The organism is Klebsiella sp. w6 (genome assembly GCF_033100215.1).
Taxonomy (GTDB): domain Bacteria; phylum Pseudomonadota; class Gammaproteobacteria; order Enterobacterales; family Enterobacteriaceae; genus Klebsiella; species Klebsiella variicola.
Genome location: NZ_CP136907.1, coordinates 1,358,801 through 1,374,286, shown reverse-complemented (window position 1 = coordinate 1,374,286; position 15,486 = coordinate 1,358,801). Strand labels below are relative to the sequence as shown.

15 protein-coding genes, 6 tRNA genes and 2 other RNA genes are annotated in these 15,486 nt (G+C 55.9%); 14 read left to right on the top strand and 9 right to left on the bottom strand.

Annotated elements, in window-relative coordinates:
* Positions 1–25: 25 nt before the first annotated feature.
* Together R0140_RS06760 and R0140_RS06755 are read right to left on the bottom strand one after the other, a co-directional pair.
* Positions 26–101: transfer RNA gene (locus R0140_RS06760), tRNA-Ala, on the bottom strand.
* Positions 102–142: 41 nt separating this feature from the next.
* Positions 143–218: transfer RNA gene (locus R0140_RS06755), tRNA-Ala, on the bottom strand.
* A gap of 219 nt (positions 219–437) precedes the next feature.
* Here R0140_RS06755 and R0140_RS06750 point away from each other — a divergent pair.
* Positions 438–791 carry a YfeC-like transcriptional regulator gene (locus R0140_RS06750; protein ID WP_008803883.1) on the top strand — a complete coding sequence of 118 codons (354 nt, stop codon included), beginning with the start codon at positions 438–440 and terminating at the stop codon, positions 789–791.
* A gap of 3 nt (positions 792–794) precedes the next feature.
* The gene (locus tag R0140_RS06745) at positions 795–1,187 is read left to right on the top strand and encodes a MerR family transcriptional regulator (RefSeq protein WP_008803882.1); all 393 of its coding nucleotides are present in this window, start codon (positions 795–797) and stop codon (positions 1,185–1,187) included.
* 52 nt (positions 1,188–1,239) lie between these two features.
* Here the strand turns inward: R0140_RS06745 and gltX are convergent, their stop codons facing one another.
* Positions 1,240–2,658: a glutamate--tRNA ligase gene (gene gltX, locus R0140_RS06740; RefSeq protein WP_008803881.1), complete on the bottom strand. Its 1,419-nt coding sequence runs from the start codon at positions 2,656–2,658 to the stop codon at positions 1,240–1,242.
* 259 nt (positions 2,659–2,917) lie between these two features.
* Here gltX and R0140_RS06735 point away from each other — a divergent pair.
* From R0140_RS06735 to R0140_RS06710, 6 genes are all read left to right on the top strand, one after another.
* Positions 2,918–2,993 (top strand) — tRNA-Val (locus R0140_RS06735).
* A gap of 45 nt (positions 2,994–3,038) precedes the next feature.
* Positions 3,039–3,114: transfer RNA gene (locus tag R0140_RS06730), tRNA-Val, on the top strand.
* Between the two features lie 46 nt (positions 3,115–3,160).
* Positions 3,161–3,236, top strand: a tRNA-Val gene (locus R0140_RS06725).
* A 4-nt stretch (positions 3,237–3,240) separates the two neighbouring features.
* A tRNA-Lys gene (locus R0140_RS06720) sits at positions 3,241–3,316 on the top strand.
* A gap of 22 nt (positions 3,317–3,338) precedes the next feature.
* Positions 3,339–3,474, top strand: a non-coding RNA gene (locus R0140_RS06715) — RtT sRNA.
* Positions 3,475–3,569: 95 nt separating this feature from the next.
* Positions 3,570–3,707: non-coding RNA, RtT sRNA (locus R0140_RS06710), on the top strand.
* Between the two features lie 83 nt (positions 3,708–3,790).
* Here R0140_RS06710 and R0140_RS06705 read toward each other — a convergent pair.
* The gene (locus R0140_RS06705; RefSeq protein WP_008803880.1) at positions 3,791–4,717 is read right to left on the bottom strand and encodes a LysR family transcriptional regulator; all 927 of its coding nucleotides are present in this window, start codon (positions 4,715–4,717) and stop codon (positions 3,791–3,793) included.
* Positions 4,718–4,805: 88 nt separating this feature from the next.
* On the opposite strand from R0140_RS06705, the gene R0140_RS06700 reads away from it, so the two are divergent.
* Positions 4,806–5,804 (top strand): bile acid:sodium symporter family protein, encoded by a 999-nt coding sequence (locus R0140_RS06700; protein WP_008803879.1) that lies wholly within the window; start codon positions 4,806–4,808, stop codon positions 5,802–5,804.
* On the opposite strand, the gene R0140_RS06695 is transcribed toward R0140_RS06700, so the two are convergent.
* The 3 genes from R0140_RS06695 to zipA all read right to left on the bottom strand — a co-directional run bounded on the left by R0140_RS06695 (position 5,801) and on the right by zipA (position 9,161).
* Complete coding sequence (locus R0140_RS06695; protein WP_002913440.1) at positions 5,801–6,019, bottom strand: DUF3820 family protein; 219 nt, start codon at positions 6,017–6,019, stop codon at positions 5,801–5,803. The two genes, R0140_RS06700 and R0140_RS06695, sit on opposite strands and share 4 nt — an antisense overlap.
* A gap of 1 nt (position 6,020) precedes the next feature.
* Complete coding sequence (ligA, locus tag R0140_RS06690) at positions 6,021–8,036, bottom strand: NAD-dependent DNA ligase LigA (protein WP_012540946.1); 2,016 nt, start codon at positions 8,034–8,036, stop codon at positions 6,021–6,023.
* Positions 8,037–8,105: 69 nt separating this feature from the next.
* Positions 8,106–9,161 (bottom strand): cell division protein ZipA, encoded by a 1,056-nt coding sequence (zipA, locus tag R0140_RS06685; protein WP_032740211.1) that lies wholly within the window; start codon positions 9,159–9,161, stop codon positions 8,106–8,108.
* Between the two features lie 230 nt (positions 9,162–9,391).
* On the opposite strand from zipA, the gene cysZ reads away from it, so the two are divergent.
* The 5 genes from cysZ (at position 9,392) to crr (ending at position 14,263) form a co-directional block, all read left to right on the top strand.
* Positions 9,392–10,153 (top strand): sulfate transporter CysZ, encoded by a 762-nt coding sequence (gene cysZ, locus R0140_RS06680; RefSeq protein ID WP_008803876.1) that lies wholly within the window; start codon positions 9,392–9,394, stop codon positions 10,151–10,153.
* Between the two features lie 176 nt (positions 10,154–10,329).
* Entirely contained in the window at positions 10,330–11,301 is a 972-nt protein-coding gene (gene cysK / locus R0140_RS06675; RefSeq protein WP_032740212.1) for a cysteine synthase A, read from the top strand.
* Positions 11,302–11,681: 380 nt separating this feature from the next.
* The gene (gene ptsH, locus R0140_RS06670; RefSeq protein WP_002913505.1) at positions 11,682–11,939 is read left to right on the top strand and encodes a phosphocarrier protein Hpr; all 258 of its coding nucleotides are present in this window, start codon (positions 11,682–11,684) and stop codon (positions 11,937–11,939) included.
* Positions 11,940–11,983: 44 nt separating this feature from the next.
* A complete protein-coding gene (gene ptsI, locus R0140_RS06665) occupies positions 11,984–13,711 on the top strand; it encodes a phosphoenolpyruvate-protein phosphotransferase PtsI (protein ID WP_008803874.1) in 1,728 nt (575 codons plus the stop codon).
* A gap of 42 nt (positions 13,712–13,753) precedes the next feature.
* The gene (gene crr, locus R0140_RS06660) at positions 13,754–14,263 is read left to right on the top strand and encodes a PTS glucose transporter subunit IIA (protein WP_008803873.1); all 510 of its coding nucleotides are present in this window, start codon (positions 13,754–13,756) and stop codon (positions 14,261–14,263) included.
* 40 nt (positions 14,264–14,303) lie between these two features.
* Here the strand turns inward: crr and R0140_RS06655 are convergent, their stop codons facing one another.
* Together R0140_RS06655 and pdxK are read right to left on the bottom strand one after the other, a co-directional pair.
* On the bottom strand, positions 14,304–14,543 hold the full coding sequence (locus R0140_RS06655; RefSeq protein ID WP_012540941.1) for a hypothetical protein: 240 nt from the start codon (positions 14,541–14,543) through the stop codon (positions 14,304–14,306).
* Complete coding sequence (gene pdxK / locus R0140_RS06650; RefSeq protein ID WP_012540940.1) at positions 14,543–15,406, bottom strand: pyridoxine/pyridoxal/pyridoxamine kinase; 864 nt, start codon at positions 15,404–15,406, stop codon at positions 14,543–14,545. The genes R0140_RS06655 and pdxK overlap by 1 nt, the downstream gene beginning before the upstream one ends.
* Positions 15,407–15,486 lie beyond the last annotated feature (80 nt).

The following is a 15,486-nucleotide window of genomic DNA, read 5'->3' as shown; positions in this document are numbered from 1 at the left end:
CCGCCGAGGCGAGGGTTCTGAATTTTGGTGGAGCTAAGCGGGATCGAACCGCTGACCTCTTGCATGCCATGCAAGCGCTCTCCCAGCTGAGCTATAGCCCCACAGGACCTCTTTACGAACCAAATCTGCTGGGTGCAGAATTTGGTGGAGCTAAGCGGGATCGAACCGCTGACCTCTTGCATGCCATGCAAGCGCTCTCCCAGCTGAGCTATAGCCCCGTAACGTAAAGCGTGTCGTGTTGACGGGCGGCATAATATGAATTCCTCGCTCAGGTGTCAACGGCAAAATTATCCTTCGCAATTCAATCGCTGAAAAAGCAGGCAACTTGCTGACATTGCGAGCCTTATCGCAGCCAGAAGTTAAACAGGTCACTTTTTCACGTAAAAGGATGCTATAACATGAGCAGCTAATTCCCATACATTTACTCAGGAAATAGTATGCTCAAGGAACGAATGACACCTGAAGAAATCGCCCATCTGACCGGCTATAGCCGGCAAACCATCAATAAATGGGTGCGGAAAGAAGGCTGGCAAACCTCTCCGCGGCCTGGCGTCCAGGGTGGCAAAGCGCGGCTGGTCCATGTCAATGAGCAAGTCAGGGAGTTTATCCGCAGCGCTCAGCGCGTGGCAGAGACACCAGGCGCCTATTCTACCCACGACAGCGATCTGGAATCGCTGCTGCTGACCCTTAGCAAAGAGCTCACTCCCAGCGAGCAGAAGCAGCTGATGTCGCTGTTGCTGCGCGAAGGGATCACCGGGTTACTACTTCGGTTAGGGATCCGCGATCGGTAAAGCATGATGAAACTGAAAGATAAAATGACACCCGCAGAGCTCGCCGACTGCCTGGGACTGGCCAGACAAACGATCAATCGCTGGGTTCGCCAGCAAAAATGGCGCACGGAAGCGATACCCGGCGTCAAAGGAGGACGCGCGCGACTGGTGGTCATCGACAAACCGGTGCTCGAATTTCTGACCAATGCGCCTGCCAGGCGCCATCTGTTTACCGACAATCATTTGGCGGAATCGCCCGGCGCTTATCTGGTCAATGAGGCTGACGTGGTCTGGCGGCAAATCACGGAAACCCTGCAACTGATGACTCCGGCCGAACAGCTGCAGCTTCGCGATCTGCTGGCCCGGGAAGGGATTAGCGGCTTTCTTGCCCGCCTCGGCATCGCCAGCCCGGCGTAACAGACAAAAAAAACGGCAGGAGTAACCTGCCGTTGTTTCATCCACGTCCCAATCAGGACGCCTGACCTTCACGTTCAGCGATAAAAGCCAGCGCTTTGTTGATACGCTCAACGCTACGGGATTTACCGATAGCGTGGACGGTGACGTCAAGCGCAGGAGACTGCCCTGCCCCGGTAACCGCCACGCGCAGCGGCATGCCGACTTTACCCATGCCGACTTCCAGCTCATCAGCGGTTGCCTGAATTGCATGGTGAACGTTTTCCGCTGTCCAGTCGCCGATCGCCGCCAGCTTGTCGCGAACCACTTCCAGCGGCTGACGCGCCACCGGACGCAGATGTTTCTTCGCCGCATCGGCGTCGAACTCAGCGAACTCTTCATAGAAGTAGCGGCAGCTCTGAGCAATCTCTTTCAGCGTTTTGCAACGCTCGCCCAGCAGTTTCACCAGCTCGGCCAGCTGTGGGCCATTACGGGTATCGATATTTTCCTGCTCGATGTGCCACTGCAGATGCGTCGCCACGTATTCCGCCGGCAGCGTATTGATGTAGTGATGGTTCAGCCACAGCAGTTTGTCGGTGTTGAACGCACTCGCGGATTTGCTGACCGCCCCCAGTGAAAAGAACTCGATCATCTCTTCGCGGGTGAAGATCTCCTGATCGCCATGGGACCACCCCAGACGTACCAGATAGTTAAGCAGCGCTTCCGGCAGGTAGCCATCGTCACGATACTGCATCACGCTCACCGCACCGTGGCGTTTGGACAGTTTTTTACCGTCATCGCCGTTGATCATCGACACGTGGGCGTAAACCGGCACCGGCGCATTCAGCGCTTTGAGGATGTTGATCTGGCGCGGTGTGTTGTTGATATGATCTTCACCACGGATCACATGGGTGATCGCCATATCCCAGTCATCTACCACCACGCAGAAGTTATAGGTCGGGGAACCATCGGTACGACGAATGATCAGATCGTCCAGCTCCTGGTTGCTGAACTCGATAGGTCCGCGGATCTGATCGTCAAAGATCACCGACCCTTCCTGCGGGTTGGCAAAACGCACCACGCACGGCTCATCGTCGGCATGATGCTCGTGGCTATGGCGGCAGCGGCCATCGTAACGCGGCTTCTCACCGTTCGCCATTTGCTCTTCGCGCAGCGCTTCCAGACGCTCTTTCGAGCAATAACATTTATAAGCGGTGCCAGCTTCCAGCATCTCATCGATCACGTTGTTATAACGGTCGAAACGTTTGGTCTGGTAATAAGGGCCCTCATCCCATTGCAGATTCAGCCAGTTCATGCCATCCATGATGGCTTCAATTGCTTCCGGGGTGGAGCGTTCGAGATCGGTGTCTTCAATACGCAGCACAAACTCACCGCCGTGGTTACGAGCAAAAAGCCAGGAATAGAGAGCAGTACGCGCACCGCCAACGTGCAGATAGCCTGTTGGGCTTGGCGCGAAGCGAGTTTTGATTTTCATGAATTGGCCTTACGTTTAATAAAGATGCCGATAGCCGGCAATGTCCGGTGGAAATTATGGGTCAATATTCTAACACCGTGGGCTGATTCCTCAATGTTGATCCCGTCGGAACGTCACGGTTTGCCATTTTTGTTTATAAATCATGCTACGCCGCCGGTTTTACGATCGCTTTGTTTAATTTTACGACGAACGAACGAATTCTTTAGAAAAGGCGTTGACTCATTTTCAACTCTCCCTATAATGCGACTCCACACAGCGGGGGTGATTAGCTCAGCTGGGAGAGCACCTCCCTTACAAGGAGGGGGTCGGCGGTTCGATCCCGTCATCACCCACCACTACTTAACGTAGTCTCCGCCGTGTAGAACAGAAAATTGAGAAGTGGGTGATTAGCTCAGCTGGGAGAGCACCTCCCTTACAAGGAGGGGGTCGGCGGTTCGATCCCGTCATCACCCACCACTTTCTCGCCAGCTGGATTTTCTGTCAAAATGTGAAGTACCGAAGTGGGTGATTAGCTCAGCTGGGAGAGCACCTCCCTTACAAGGAGGGGGTCGGCGGTTCGATCCCGTCATCACCCACCACTTCGGGTCGTTAGCTCAGTTGGTAGAGCAGTTGACTTTTAATCAATTGGTCGCAGGTTCGAATCCTGCACGACCCACCAATGTAAAAAGGCGCCCTAAAGGCGACTTTTTGCTATGCGCCGAACTCAACGATTCGAACCTGCAGCAGGTTCGGGTCGAACGCAGTGAGACAACGGAGCCGCTTGCGGCGACGGCCCGAAGGGCGAGGCGAAGCCGAGTCATCCTGCACGACCCACCAATGTAAAATGGCGCCCTAAAGGCGACTTTTTGCTATGCGCCGAACTCAACGATTCGACAAAATTGTCGGGAACAATTTTGAACGACGCGGCAGCGTTGGCCCGCAGGGCGAGTCTCAGGATGAGACGAGTTTCTCTGCAGCAGGTTCGGGTCGAACGCAGTGAGACAACGGAGCCGCTTGCGGCGATGGCCCGAAGGGCGAGGCGAAGCCGAGTCATCCTGCACGACCCACCAATGTAAAAAGGCGCCCTAAAGGCGCCTTTTTGCTATGCGCAGTTTGCGGTCTTGCCGCGAGTTCCCCCGCAGCACTCCCCCTGTCAGCGCTGATACAGCGGATCTTCCACCCTCGCAGCGGTTAAATTTGCCCCTTCTTCACGCACAATTTCCCATAACGCCTGAGCGGCGGTCGACAGCGAGCGATTTTTCCGGCATGCCAGCATCAACTGCCGCTCCATCACCGGGGTCAGCCGCTTCACCGTCAGATGGCTCCCCTGCGGTAACGGCAGCGCCAGCGCCGGCAGAACGCTGATGCCAATTCCCGATTCTACCATCGGAAACAGCGTTGCCGGGTGACCAATCTCCTGCACAATGTTCGCCCGGATAGCCAGCCGGCTAAGGGCCGCATCAATCAGCGGACGGCTGCCGGAGGCATAGTCCTGCAGGATCAGTCTCTCATCCTGCAGCGCTTGCCACGGCACCTCCGTCAGGCCGGCAAAAGGATGATCCTCCCGGCAGAGCAGCAAAAAAGGTTCCGCGAGGACCACTTCACACTGCAGATCTGCCGCCGGGCCGGGGTCGATCACAATGCCGAAATCCACTTCCCCATGGCGAATACTCTCCAGCACCCACTGCTGGGGCCGATCGTGCAACACAAAATCGATATCTGGATAACGACGGTTGCTGTGAGCAATACACTGCGGAATCAGGTGGGCGGAAATCGTCTGACTGGCGGCGACCTTGACGGTACCGCTCATCTGCTGGCCGACGCGCCCGGCGTCGCGCAGGGTAATCGTCAACTCATCGAGCAAACGCTCCAGCCGCCCCGCCAGCTGCTGACCCGCTTCGGTGAGCACGACTTCGCGAGTGGTACGGTCGAGTAGCCGGACGCCGGTCTGATGCTCCAGCTCCTTAACGCTATGGCTGACGGCCGACTGACTTAAGCCAATCATCTCCCCTGCCCGGCTGAAGCTTCTGGCCCGGGCGACGGTGACGAATACTTTTAACTGACGCAGAGAGTAATTCATCTTTTTTATTCATGAATAGATGCAATAAATCAATTTTATTTCTCAAATGAAAAAAAGCACAATAGCGCATCTCTTTTCAGGAGCGTTTATGAAACTTTTCCGCATTCTCGATCCGTTTACGGCAACCCTGGTCACCGTTGTCCTGCTGGCCTCATTCTTCCCCGCCCGTGGCGCTTTCGTTCCCTTCTTTGAACATCTGACCACCGCCGCCATTGCCCTGCTGTTTTTTATGCACGGCGCTAAACTCTCCCGGGAAGCGATTATCGCCGGCGGCAGCCACTGGCGTTTGCATCTGTGGGTGATGTGCAGCACCTTTATACTCTTCCCGGTACTCGGGGTTCTGTTTGCCTGGTGGGCGCCGGTGAATGTCGATCCGATGCTCTACAGCGGCTTTATCTATCTGTGCATTCTGCCGGCCACCGTGCAATCCGCTATCGCCTTTACTTCGCTGGCCGGAGGCAACGTCGCGGCGGCGGTGTGCTCAGCCTCGGCCTCCAGCCTGCTGGGGATCTTTGTTTCACCGCTGCTGGTGGGCGTCCTGATGAACCTTCATGGCGCAGGCGGCAGCCTCGAGCAGGTCGGTAAAATCATGCTGCAGCTGCTGCTGCCTTTCGTACTCGGTCACTTATCACGGCCGTGGATCGGCAACTGGGTGGCGAAGCATAAGAAGTGGATTGGTAAGACCGACCAGACCTCGATTCTGCTGGTGGTTTACTCCGCCTTTAGCGAGGCAGTGGTGAATGGCATCTGGCATAAAGTCGGTCTGGGATCGCTGCTGTTTATCGTGGTGGTCAGCCTGGTGCTGCTGGCCATTGTCATCGCCGTTAACGTGTTCGTCGCCCGCCGCTGCGGCTTTAACAAAGCCGATGAGATTACCATCGTCTTCTGCGGTTCGAAAAAGAGTTTGGCCAACGGCATCCCGATGGCCAATATTCTCTTCCCGACCTCCATCCTCGGCATCATGGTGCTGCCGCTGATGATCTTCCACCAAATCCAGCTGATGGTCTGCGCGGTGTTGGCGCGGCGCTACAAGCAGCAAACCGATGCGCGTCTCGCTGAGGAAAAGGCCAACGCCGCCAAAGCTTAACGCGCTTTCTTCAGGGGCTGAACCAGATCGCTCAGCCCCTCGGTTTTAATCAGCAGGGTCAACGCCATCAGCTCGCCGAGATGGCCGGCAGGAAACTGATCCTTACGCGCAAACCACAGTAAATACTCTTCCGGGACATCGATTAAACGACGTCCCTTGTATTTACCGAACGGCATCTCAGTATTGGCTATTTCGACCAGCTGCGCTTTATCCACGTTATTCTCCCAGCAGACGCATCATTTCGGCTTCGTCAATCACCTCAATGCCCAGCTCCTGCGCTTTCGCCAGCTTAGAACCCGCTGCTTCGCCGGCAATCACCAGGTCAGTTTTCTTCGACACACTGCCTGCCACCTTCGCCCCCAGCGCGACGAGACGCGCTTTGGCGTCATCCCGCGATAGCTGACTCAGGCTGCCGGTCAGGACCACGGTTTTACCCGCAAACGGGCTATCAATCTCTTCCGCCTTCACCACGACTGGCGCCGGCCAGTGAACGCCTTCGGCCAGCAGCTGCGCGATGACATCGCGGTTACTCTCTTCGGCAAAGAAGTTGAAGGTATGGGTGGCAACCACGATGCCAACATCAGGGACCTTTTGCAGCTCCTCAATGGAAGCCTGCTCCAGGGCTTCAAGAGTGCCGAAATGCGCCGCCAGGGCCGCCGCTGTCGCTTCGCCTACCTCGCGAATACCCAGAGCGTAGAGGAAGCGTGCGAAGGTCGTCTCTTTGGCTTTTTCCAAAGCATTGACCACATTTTGCGCGGACTTCGGCCCCATCCGATCCAGCCCGGTGAGTTTCCCGGCGCTCAGGCGGAACAGATCCGCCGGCGTATGGACATACTCTTTCTCCACCAGTTGGTCGATGATCTTGTCACCCATGCCGTCAACGTCGAGCGCGCGACGGGAGACGAAGTGCTTAAGCGACTCTTTACGCTGCGCGCCGCAGATAAGGCCGCCCGTACAGCGGGCTACCGCCTCGCCCTCCACTCGCTCAACGTCGGACTGACATACCGGGCAGTGGGTCGGGAAGACCACATCCCGGGCATCCGCCGGACGCTCGGAAAGCACCACATTGACCACCTGCGGGATCACATCGCCTGCCCGACGAATCACTACCTTGTCGCCGATTTTCAGACCTAAGCGTTCGATTTCATCGGCGTTATGCAGGGTGGCATTGCTCACCAGCACGCCGGCGACATGGACCGGCTCCAGGCGCGCCACTGGCGTGATCGCCCCGGTGCGCCCTACCTGGAACTCCACATCCCGGACGAAAGTCATCTGCTCCTGTGCCGGGAACTTAAAGGCCACGGCCCAGCGCGGCGCGCGGGCCACAAAACCCAACTGCTCCTGCAGCGCCAGCGAATCGACTTTGATCACCACGCCATCAATGTCAAAGCCCAGATGAGGACGATCTTCCTCGACTTTACGATAGTAAGTGAGCACTTCCTCGGGAGTATGACACAGGGTGACGCGATCGCTCACCGGCAGTCCCCATGCTTTGAACTGCTGCAAACGGGCCGAGTGGCTGGCCGGCAGCTCACCGCCCTCCAGCACGCCAACGCCGTAGCAGAAGAAAGTAAGCGGTCGCTTCGCCGTGATGCGCGGATCGAGCTGGCGCAGCGAACCCGCCGCCGCATTACGCGGGTTAGCAAACACTTTTCCGCCGGTGCGGCGCGCTTCTTCATTGATTTTTTCAAACCCGGCCTGCGGAAGGAAAACCTCACCACGCACCTCAAGACGTGCCGGGATATTCTCGCCATGCAGCTTGAGGGGGATAGTGCGAATGGTTCGCACATTGGAGGTAATATCCTCGCCGGTGGTACCGTCGCCGCGGGTCGCGGCCTGCATCAGTACGCCGTTTTCGTAGAGAATACTCACCGCGAGGCCGTCGAGCTTAAGCTCGCAGCAGTAGGTGAGATCGTCAGTGCTTTTCAGGCGATCCTGTACCCGCTTGTTGAAGGCGAGAAAGCTCTCTTCATCAAACACGTTGTCCAGCGACAGCATCGGCACTTCATGGCGGATCTGGCTGAAGGCAGTCAGTGGCGCCGCCCCCACCCGCTGAGTCGGCGAGTCCGGGGTAATCAGCTCCGGATGTTGACTCTCCAGCTCGCGCAGCTCGCGCATCAGGCGGTCATATTCCGCATCGGGCACTTCCGGCGCGTCCATAACGTGGTACAGATATTCATGATGGCGAAGCGTGGTTCGCAGTTCAGTCAGTTGTTGTTCGATCGGTTCCATATCACACCATCAATGATAAAAAACCCCCGACAGGCGGGGGTTGAGAAGGAGTTGAGATAACGCGGGACGTCAGGCGTTCGCGTCTTTCACTTCGCGAATACGATCCTGGTATTCACGCAGTTTTTGCGGCGTCATCATGCGACGCTGATCGTCAAGCACCACGCCGCCCACTTCATCGGCGATATACTGCGCAGACTGCAGCATCAGCTTGAAGTTCTGCAGTTCATCACCGTAGGAAGGGACCTGCATAAAAATAGTCACCCCAGGGGTCATCATATCCGCCATGCTGTCCGGATTGAAGGTCCCCGGCTTCACCATGTTGGCCAGACTGAACAGTACCGGGCCGCTGCCATCCGGGCTCAGATGGCGGTGGAAAATATTCATTTCACCAAACTTGAAGCCGGCCTGCTGGATGCTGTTGATCAGCACCTCACCGTTAAGCTGTGCGCCGTGATGGGCGGCGACGTTCATCACAATGACCGTCTCTTTACGCTCTTTCGGCTGCGGCGCGGCAGGCTGCGGCGGCTCTACCGGCTGCGGCTCGGCGACGGCGGGCTGCGGCGCGGCAACAGGCTGTGGCACAGGCTGCTGCGGGGCGGCTGGCTGCGGCTGGGCAACGGTCGGCGTCACCGGCTGCGGTGCGACGGGCTGCTGCACAACGGGCTGCGGCTGATGTTGGGGTTGCACGGGCGGCTGCGCGGGCTGCGGCTGTTGCCAGGCAGGGTGCGCAGCCGCATGCTGCTGTCCCTGCGGTTGAACCGGGGCCTGGCGCGGCGATTGCTGCGGCTGGCGAACCGGTTCATCAGGACGCACAGGCTGCTGCATCTGGCGCTCGTAAGGCGGCTGGTACTGGTGCTGCGGCGCCTGACGAGGGGCTTCATGCTCCCCATGCGCGCCGTGCGGGGCGTGAGTGACCGGATGAACGCGGACTTCACCTACGCCTTCAACATTATCATCAAAGTCTTCGTTTTCCGACTCATCGTCGCGCGACTTCATACGTTTCAGTGGGCGATCGCGAAACATCGAAGAACGTTCTTTACGGCTGGTCCAAAAACCATGTACCAGTAAAGCGATTATGGCGATCGCGCCAACAATGATTAATATCAGACGCAAATCCTGCATCATTATATTCTCTGTTGTTCTAACACCTTGCCACCACGGCAAACATTTACTCACTAAGAGTATTTGCCGATTACCTCAAGTGCAAGTGCGTCGGTCGCTTTCACCACATAAAGATGAACTAAATCGTGCTTTTTGCTGTTTTTTCGAACATTTCCTAACTGGTTATTGTCTGGCGACCCGATAAAATAAGCGAGCATTCACACTGGATGTTAAAAAAGGAGCATTGCCTGGCTATGGTTTCATCATCCGCACCGACCCCGCGTAGCGGCGTTTATTATTTTTCGCAGGGCTGGAAACTCATCGGGCTGCCTGGCATACGGCGTTATGTCTTTTTGCCTTTGCTGGTTAACGTGCTGCTGATGGGCGGAGCCTTCTGGTGGCTGTTTACCCGTCTCGACAGCTGGATCCCCTCGCTGATGAGCCATGTGCCGGACTGGTTGCAGTGGCTGAATTACCTGCTGTGGCCGGTAGTGGTGCTCTCGATTCTGCTGGTGTTTGGTTACTTCTTTTCGACTATCGCCAACTGGATAGCTGCGCCGTTCAGCGGCCTGCTGGCGGAACAACTTGAAGCGCGTCTGACTGGCGCCACCCCGCCGGACGTCGGCGTCTTTGGCATCATGAAGGATATTCCGCGCATCATGAAACGTGAGTGGCAGAAGCTGGCCTGGTACCTGCCCCGCGCCATCGTGCTGTTGCTGCTCTACTTTATACCCGGCGTTGGCCAGACGGTGGCCCCGGTACTCTGGTTCCTGTTCAGCGCATGGATGCTGGCGATTCAATACTGCGATTACCCCTTTGATAATCACAAGGTCCCCTTCAGGACCATGCGCGAAGCGCTGCGCAGCCGCAAAGTGATGAATATGCAGTTTGGGGCGCTCACCAGTCTGTTTACCATGATCCCGGTGTTAAACCTGGTGATCCTGCCGGTGGCCATCTGCGGCGCCACCGCGATGTGGGTCGATTGTTATCGCGATAAACACGCGGTCTGGAAATAGCCCCAACATGTTCACCCCGGGAGCGGCTGAGGCCGCTCCTTATATCTCGCTTATTCCTTCTTGCTTATCATTATTTCCCTTCCGCATATAGATATGCTAAATCCTTACTTCCGCATATTCTTTAAGCGGGTATGCTGATGCCGTACCCCCAAATTTCATACAGTTAAGGACGGGCCATGAGTAAGATTTTTGAAGACAACTCCCTGACTATCGGTCACACGCCGCTGGTACGACTGAACCGCATTGGTAACGGCCGTATCCTGGCAAAGGTAGAATCTCGTAACCCGAGCTTTAGCGTAAAATGCCGTATCGGCGCCAATATGATCTGGGATGCTGAAAAGCGCGGCGTTCTGAAACCTGGCGTGGAACTGGTCGAACCGACCAGCGGCAACACCGGTATCGCCCTCGCCTACGTGGCGGCGGCCCGCGGCTACAAGCTAACGCTAACCATGCCGGAAACCATGAGCATTGAGCGCCGCAAACTGCTGAAAGCGCTGGGCGCCAACCTGGTACTGACCGAAGGCGCAAAAGGCATGAAAGGCGCTATTCAGAAAGCGGAAGAGATCGTCGCCAGCAACCCGGAAAAATTCCTGCTGCTGCAGCAGTTCAGCAACCCGGCTAACCCGGAAATCCACGAAAAGACCACCGGCCCGGAAATCTGGGAAGACACCGATGGTCAGGTGGACGTCTTTATCTCTGGCGTAGGCACCGGCGGTACGCTGACCGGCGTCAGCCGCTACATTAAAAATACCAAGGGCAAAAAAGATCTGATCACCGTCGCGGTCGAACCGACCGATTCGCCGGTCATCTCCCAGGCGCTGGCGGGTGAAGAGCTCAAGCCAGGCCCGCACAAAATTCAGGGTATCGGCGCCGGCTTCATTCCTGGCAACCTGGATCTGAAGCTGGTGGACAAAGTGATCGGCATTACCAACGAGGAAGCTATCTCCACGGCGCGCCGTCTGATGGAAGAAGAAGGCATCCTGGCGGGTATCTCTTCCGGGGCCGCCGTTGCCGCCGCGTTGAAGCTGCAGCAAGATGAGGCCTTTACCAATACGAATATTGTGGTTATCCTGCCTTCCTCAGGTGAGCGTTATTTAAGCACCGCGCTGTTCGCCGATCTCTTCACTGAGAAAGAACTGCAACAGTAGTGCCAGCTTGTAAATAATGTGTAAAAAAGCACCTTTTCAGGTGCTTTTTTGTGGCATACGTCAAAGTTTTACCCCTCCTGGCATTGATTCACCTCGTAGGGTCTGGTATTTAACCAGCACATTTATTTTGATGCGCGAAATTATTCAGAAGAGGATTTCCGCCAGCTGAATCGATTTTATGATTTGGTTCAAGTCTTCCTTTCGCGGCATAATGTTTAATGACGTGCTAGACGTCAATGGCCCGCAGGTCTTCGCAGCGCCAGGCGCTGCCGACGCCAAGGCCGGAAACGTAACGCCGGCGCTAACAATACAGGCTAAAGTCGAGTCGTTAGACTAGACTTTAGGTCCACAACACTAAACCTATAAGTTGGGGAAATATAATGTTCCAGCAAGAAGTTACCATTACCGCTCCGAACGGTCTGCACACCCGCCCTGCTGCTCAGTTTGTTAAAGAAGCTAAAGGCTTCACTTCTGAGATCACTGTAACCTCCAACGGCAAAAGCGCCAGCGCCAAAAGCCTGTTCAAACTGCAGACTCTGGGCCTGACCCAGGGCACCGTAGTGACCCTCTCCGCTGAAGGCGAAGATGAGCAGAAAGCTGTTGAGCATCTGGTTAAACTGATGGCTGAACTCGAGTAAGTTCACGGGTTCTTTTTCATATCAGTCACAAGTAAGGTAGGGTTATGATTTCAGGCATTTTAGCATCCCCGGGTATCGCCTTCGGCAAAGCACTGCTGCTGAAGGAAGATGAAATTGTCATCGACCGGAAGAAAATTTCTGCCGATAAGGTTGATCAGGAAGTCGAACGTTTCCTGAGCGGCCGCGCCAAGGCCTCCGCCCAGCTGGAGGTCATCAAAACCAAAGCTGGTGAAACTTTCGGTGAAGAAAAAGAAGCCATCTTCGAAGGGCATATCATGCTGCTGGAAGATGAGGAGCTTGAGCAGGAAATCATAGCCCTGATTAAAGATAAGCACATGACTGCCGACGCGGCAGCCAATGAAGTTATCGAAGGTCAGGCCACTGCCCTGGAAGAGCTGGACGATGAATACCTGAAAGAACGTGCGGCTGACGTACGCGACATCGGTAAGCGCCTGCTGCGCAACATCCTTGGTCTGTCGATTATCGATCTGAGCGCGATTCAGGATGAAGTCATCCTCGTCGCCGCCGATCTGACCCCGTCTGAAACCGCACAGCTGAACCTGAAAAAAGTGCTGGGCTTCATCACCGACGCGGGCGGCCGTACCTCTCACACCTCCATCATGGCGCGTTCCCTGGAACTGCCGGCCATCGTGGGCACCGGTAGCATCACGGCGCAGGTGAAAAACGGCGATTATCTGATTCTCGACGCGGTGAACAACCAGGTTCTGGTCAACCCGTCTAACGAGCAAATTGAAGCGCTGCGTAATCTGCAGGCTCAGGTTGCGGAAGAAAAAGCCGAACTGGCGAAACTGAAAGATCTGCCGGCGATTACCCTCGACGGCCATCAGGTTGAAGTCTGCGCAAACATTGGTACCGTTCGCGATGTCGAAGGTGCTGAGCGCAACGGCGCCGAAGGCGTAGGCCTGTATCGTACCGAATTCCTGTTCATGGACCGTGACGCGCTGCCAACTGAAGAAGAGCAGTTTGCGGCCTATAAAGCGGTGGCTGAAGCCTGTGGCTCTCAGGCCGTTATCGTGCGTACCATGGACATTGGCGGCGATAAAGAGCTGCCATACATGAACTTCCCGAAAGAAGAGAACCCGTTCCTCGGCTGGCGTGCCGTGCGTATCGCGATGGATCGTAAAGAGATCCTGCGCGATCAGGTGCGCGCCATCCTGCGTGCCTCCGCTTTCGGTAAACTGCGCATTATGTTCCCGATGATCATCTCTGTTGAAGAAGTGCGTGCGCTGAAGAAAGAGATCGAAATCTACAAACAGGAACTGCGTGACGAAGGTAAAGCATTTGACGAATCCATTGAGATCGGCGTGATGGTGGAAACACCGGCTGCGGCGACCATTGCTCGTCATCTGGCCAAAGAAGTTGATTTCTTTAGTATCGGCACCAATGATTTAACGCAATATACTCTGGCAGTTGACCGTGGTAATGATATGATTTCACATCTTTACCAGCCGATGTCACCGTCTGTACTGAATCTGATTAAGCAAGTTATTGATGCTTCTCACGCTGAAGGTAAATGGACTGGCATGTGCGGTGAGCTTGCGGGCGATGAACGTGCTACACTTCTGTTGCTGGGTATGGGGCTGGACGAATTCTCTATGAGCGCCATTTCCATCCCGCGCATCAAGAAGATTATTCGTAATACGAACTTCGAAGATGCGAAAGTATTAGCAGAGCAGGCTCTTGCTCAACCGACAACGGACGAGTTAATGACGCTGGTTAACAAGTTCATTGAAGAAAAAACAATCTGCTAATCCAAGAGATGCGCGGCCCAAATTACTGCTTAGGAGAAGATCATGGGTTTGTTTGATAAATTGAAATCTCTGGTTTCTGATGACAAGAAAGACACCGGAACTATTGAGATTATTGCTCCCCTCTCCGGTGAGATCGTCAACATCGAAGACGTGCCGGATGTGGTTTTTGCGGAAAAAATTGTGGGCGATGGGATTGCCATCAAACCGACCGGCAACAAAATGGTCGCGCCGGTAGACGGTACCATTGGTAAAATTTTCGAAACCAACCATGCGTTCTCTATTGAATCTGATAGCGGCATCGAGCTGTTCGTTCACTTCGGTATTGATACCGTTGAACTGAAAGGCGAAGGCTTCAAGCGTATCGCTGAAGAAGGCCAGCGCGTGAAAGTCGGTGACCCGGTTATCGAATTCGATCTGCCGCTGCTGGAAGAGAAAGCCAAGTCTACCCTGACGCCGGTGGTTATCTCCAACATGGACGAGATCAAAGAGCTGATCAAACTGTCCGGTAGCGTGACTGTGGGTGAAACCCCGGTTATCCGCATCAAGAAGTAATGCTTGCTGCATAAAAATGGCGCCGAAAGGCGCCATTTTTTTATATCGCGCTGGTCACCGGCTGATAGCACTTCTCCCGGGACAAGATGCGCAATCCCTCCGGCGTGCTCTCCAGAATACGACGCTCACTGTCAGAGACCAGCAGATCGCACTGGTACCCTCCGGCCAGGCCGAACAGCGACCGCGCTACGCAGGCATCCTCCAGCGCCGCCTCCCCTGTGGTATCAAAATGACCGACAATACGCCCCTGTTGGCGGATCACTAACCGATAGCTTTTCATCAGTTTTTCTCCCGTGGCGGCAGGATCAGTTCGTCACACCCCTGCGCGGCAGTCCAGTTCATGACCTCCAGCACGCGCCGGGCGGCAGCCTGCGTCGCCGCCCCCAGCGCCAGGCCGGTGAGCAGACCGCTCACCAGCTCTGCACAGAACAGATCGCCCGTTCCCTTCAGGTCCGTTTCCACCCGCGGGTGGGCCACCACCTCCACCGCATCGGCCGTCACCACCAGCACATTTATCGTCGAACGCGCCTCTCCCGGCGCGCTGGTGATCACCACCCATTTGAGGGTATCTGACAGCAGGCTTCGCGCCGCGGCGACCGCCTCCTGCTGATTGCGACAGCGCTGGCCGCTCAGCGTTTCCAGCTCAAACAGATTGGGGGTGATCCCTTGCGCCAGTGGCAGAAGATGCTGACGATAGGCGTCCGGGATCTCAGCCTTAACGTAGATGCCGCTGTCGACATCGCCGATGACCGGATCCACCAGAATGCACAGCCCGGGATGGCGGGCCCGCACCCGCGTCAGCCACTGCGCCAGACGTTCGATTTGCACGGCGTTGCCCATATAGCCGGTGGTCACTGCACGCAGTTCGCGCAACGCGTCGCGTTCCTCCAGCGCCTGCAGATACCCGACAAACCACTCCTCCGGAATAATGCCGCCATAGAACGTCTCATAATGGGGCGTATTGCTGAACAGTACCGTCGGCACCGCCAGCACGCGCAAACCGTGCTGTTTAATGGCCGGAACCGCGATGCTGTTGCCAACGCTGCCATAGACTACCTGGGACTGCACAGCGACGATATCGACTTCCGACGCCCGGCTTGTGTCGTGAAAGAGCACTGATTGTATGTCATCTTGCTGGCCCATCTTTTCTCCCCCCGCTGGACAGCGGGTCACGCACTGATTATGATTCGTCCTATGCTAAATTTCATTTTGTCATAGGTCAA

Excerpts from the sequence above, each read along its gene's own strand:
- R0140_RS06750 (WP_008803883.1), top strand. The coding sequence starts at position 438 with ATGCTCAAGGAACGAATGACACCTGAAGAAATCGCCCATCTGACCGGC.
- R0140_RS06745 (WP_008803882.1), top strand. The coding sequence starts at position 795 with ATGATGAAACTGAAAGATAAAATGACACCCGCAGAGCTCGCCGACTGC.
- gltX (WP_008803881.1), bottom strand. The coding sequence starts at position 2,658 with ATGAAAATCAAAACTCGCTTCGCGCCAAGCCCAACAGGCTATCTGCAC.
- R0140_RS06705 (WP_008803880.1), bottom strand. The coding sequence starts at position 4,717 with ATGAATTACTCTCTGCGTCAGTTAAAAGTATTCGTCACCGTCGCCCGG.
- R0140_RS06700 (WP_008803879.1), top strand. The coding sequence starts at position 4,806 with ATGAAACTTTTCCGCATTCTCGATCCGTTTACGGCAACCCTGGTCACC.
- ligA (WP_012540946.1), bottom strand. The coding sequence starts at position 8,036 with ATGGAACCGATCGAACAACAACTGACTGAACTGCGAACCACGCTTCGC.
- zipA (WP_032740211.1), bottom strand. The coding sequence starts at position 9,161 with ATGATGCAGGATTTGCGTCTGATATTAATCATTGTTGGCGCGATCGCC.
- cysZ (WP_008803876.1), top strand. The coding sequence starts at position 9,392 with ATGGTTTCATCATCCGCACCGACCCCGCGTAGCGGCGTTTATTATTTT.
- cysK (WP_032740212.1), top strand. The coding sequence starts at position 10,330 with ATGAGTAAGATTTTTGAAGACAACTCCCTGACTATCGGTCACACGCCG.
- ptsH (WP_002913505.1), top strand. The coding sequence starts at position 11,682 with ATGTTCCAGCAAGAAGTTACCATTACCGCTCCGAACGGTCTGCACACC.
- ptsI (WP_008803874.1), top strand. The coding sequence starts at position 11,984 with ATGATTTCAGGCATTTTAGCATCCCCGGGTATCGCCTTCGGCAAAGCA.
- crr (WP_008803873.1), top strand. The coding sequence starts at position 13,754 with ATGGGTTTGTTTGATAAATTGAAATCTCTGGTTTCTGATGACAAGAAA.
- R0140_RS06655 (WP_012540941.1), bottom strand. The coding sequence starts at position 14,543 with ATGAAAAGCTATCGGTTAGTGATCCGCCAACAGGGGCGTATTGTCGGT.
- pdxK (WP_012540940.1), bottom strand. The coding sequence starts at position 15,406 with ATGGGCCAGCAAGATGACATACAATCAGTGCTCTTTCACGACACAAGC.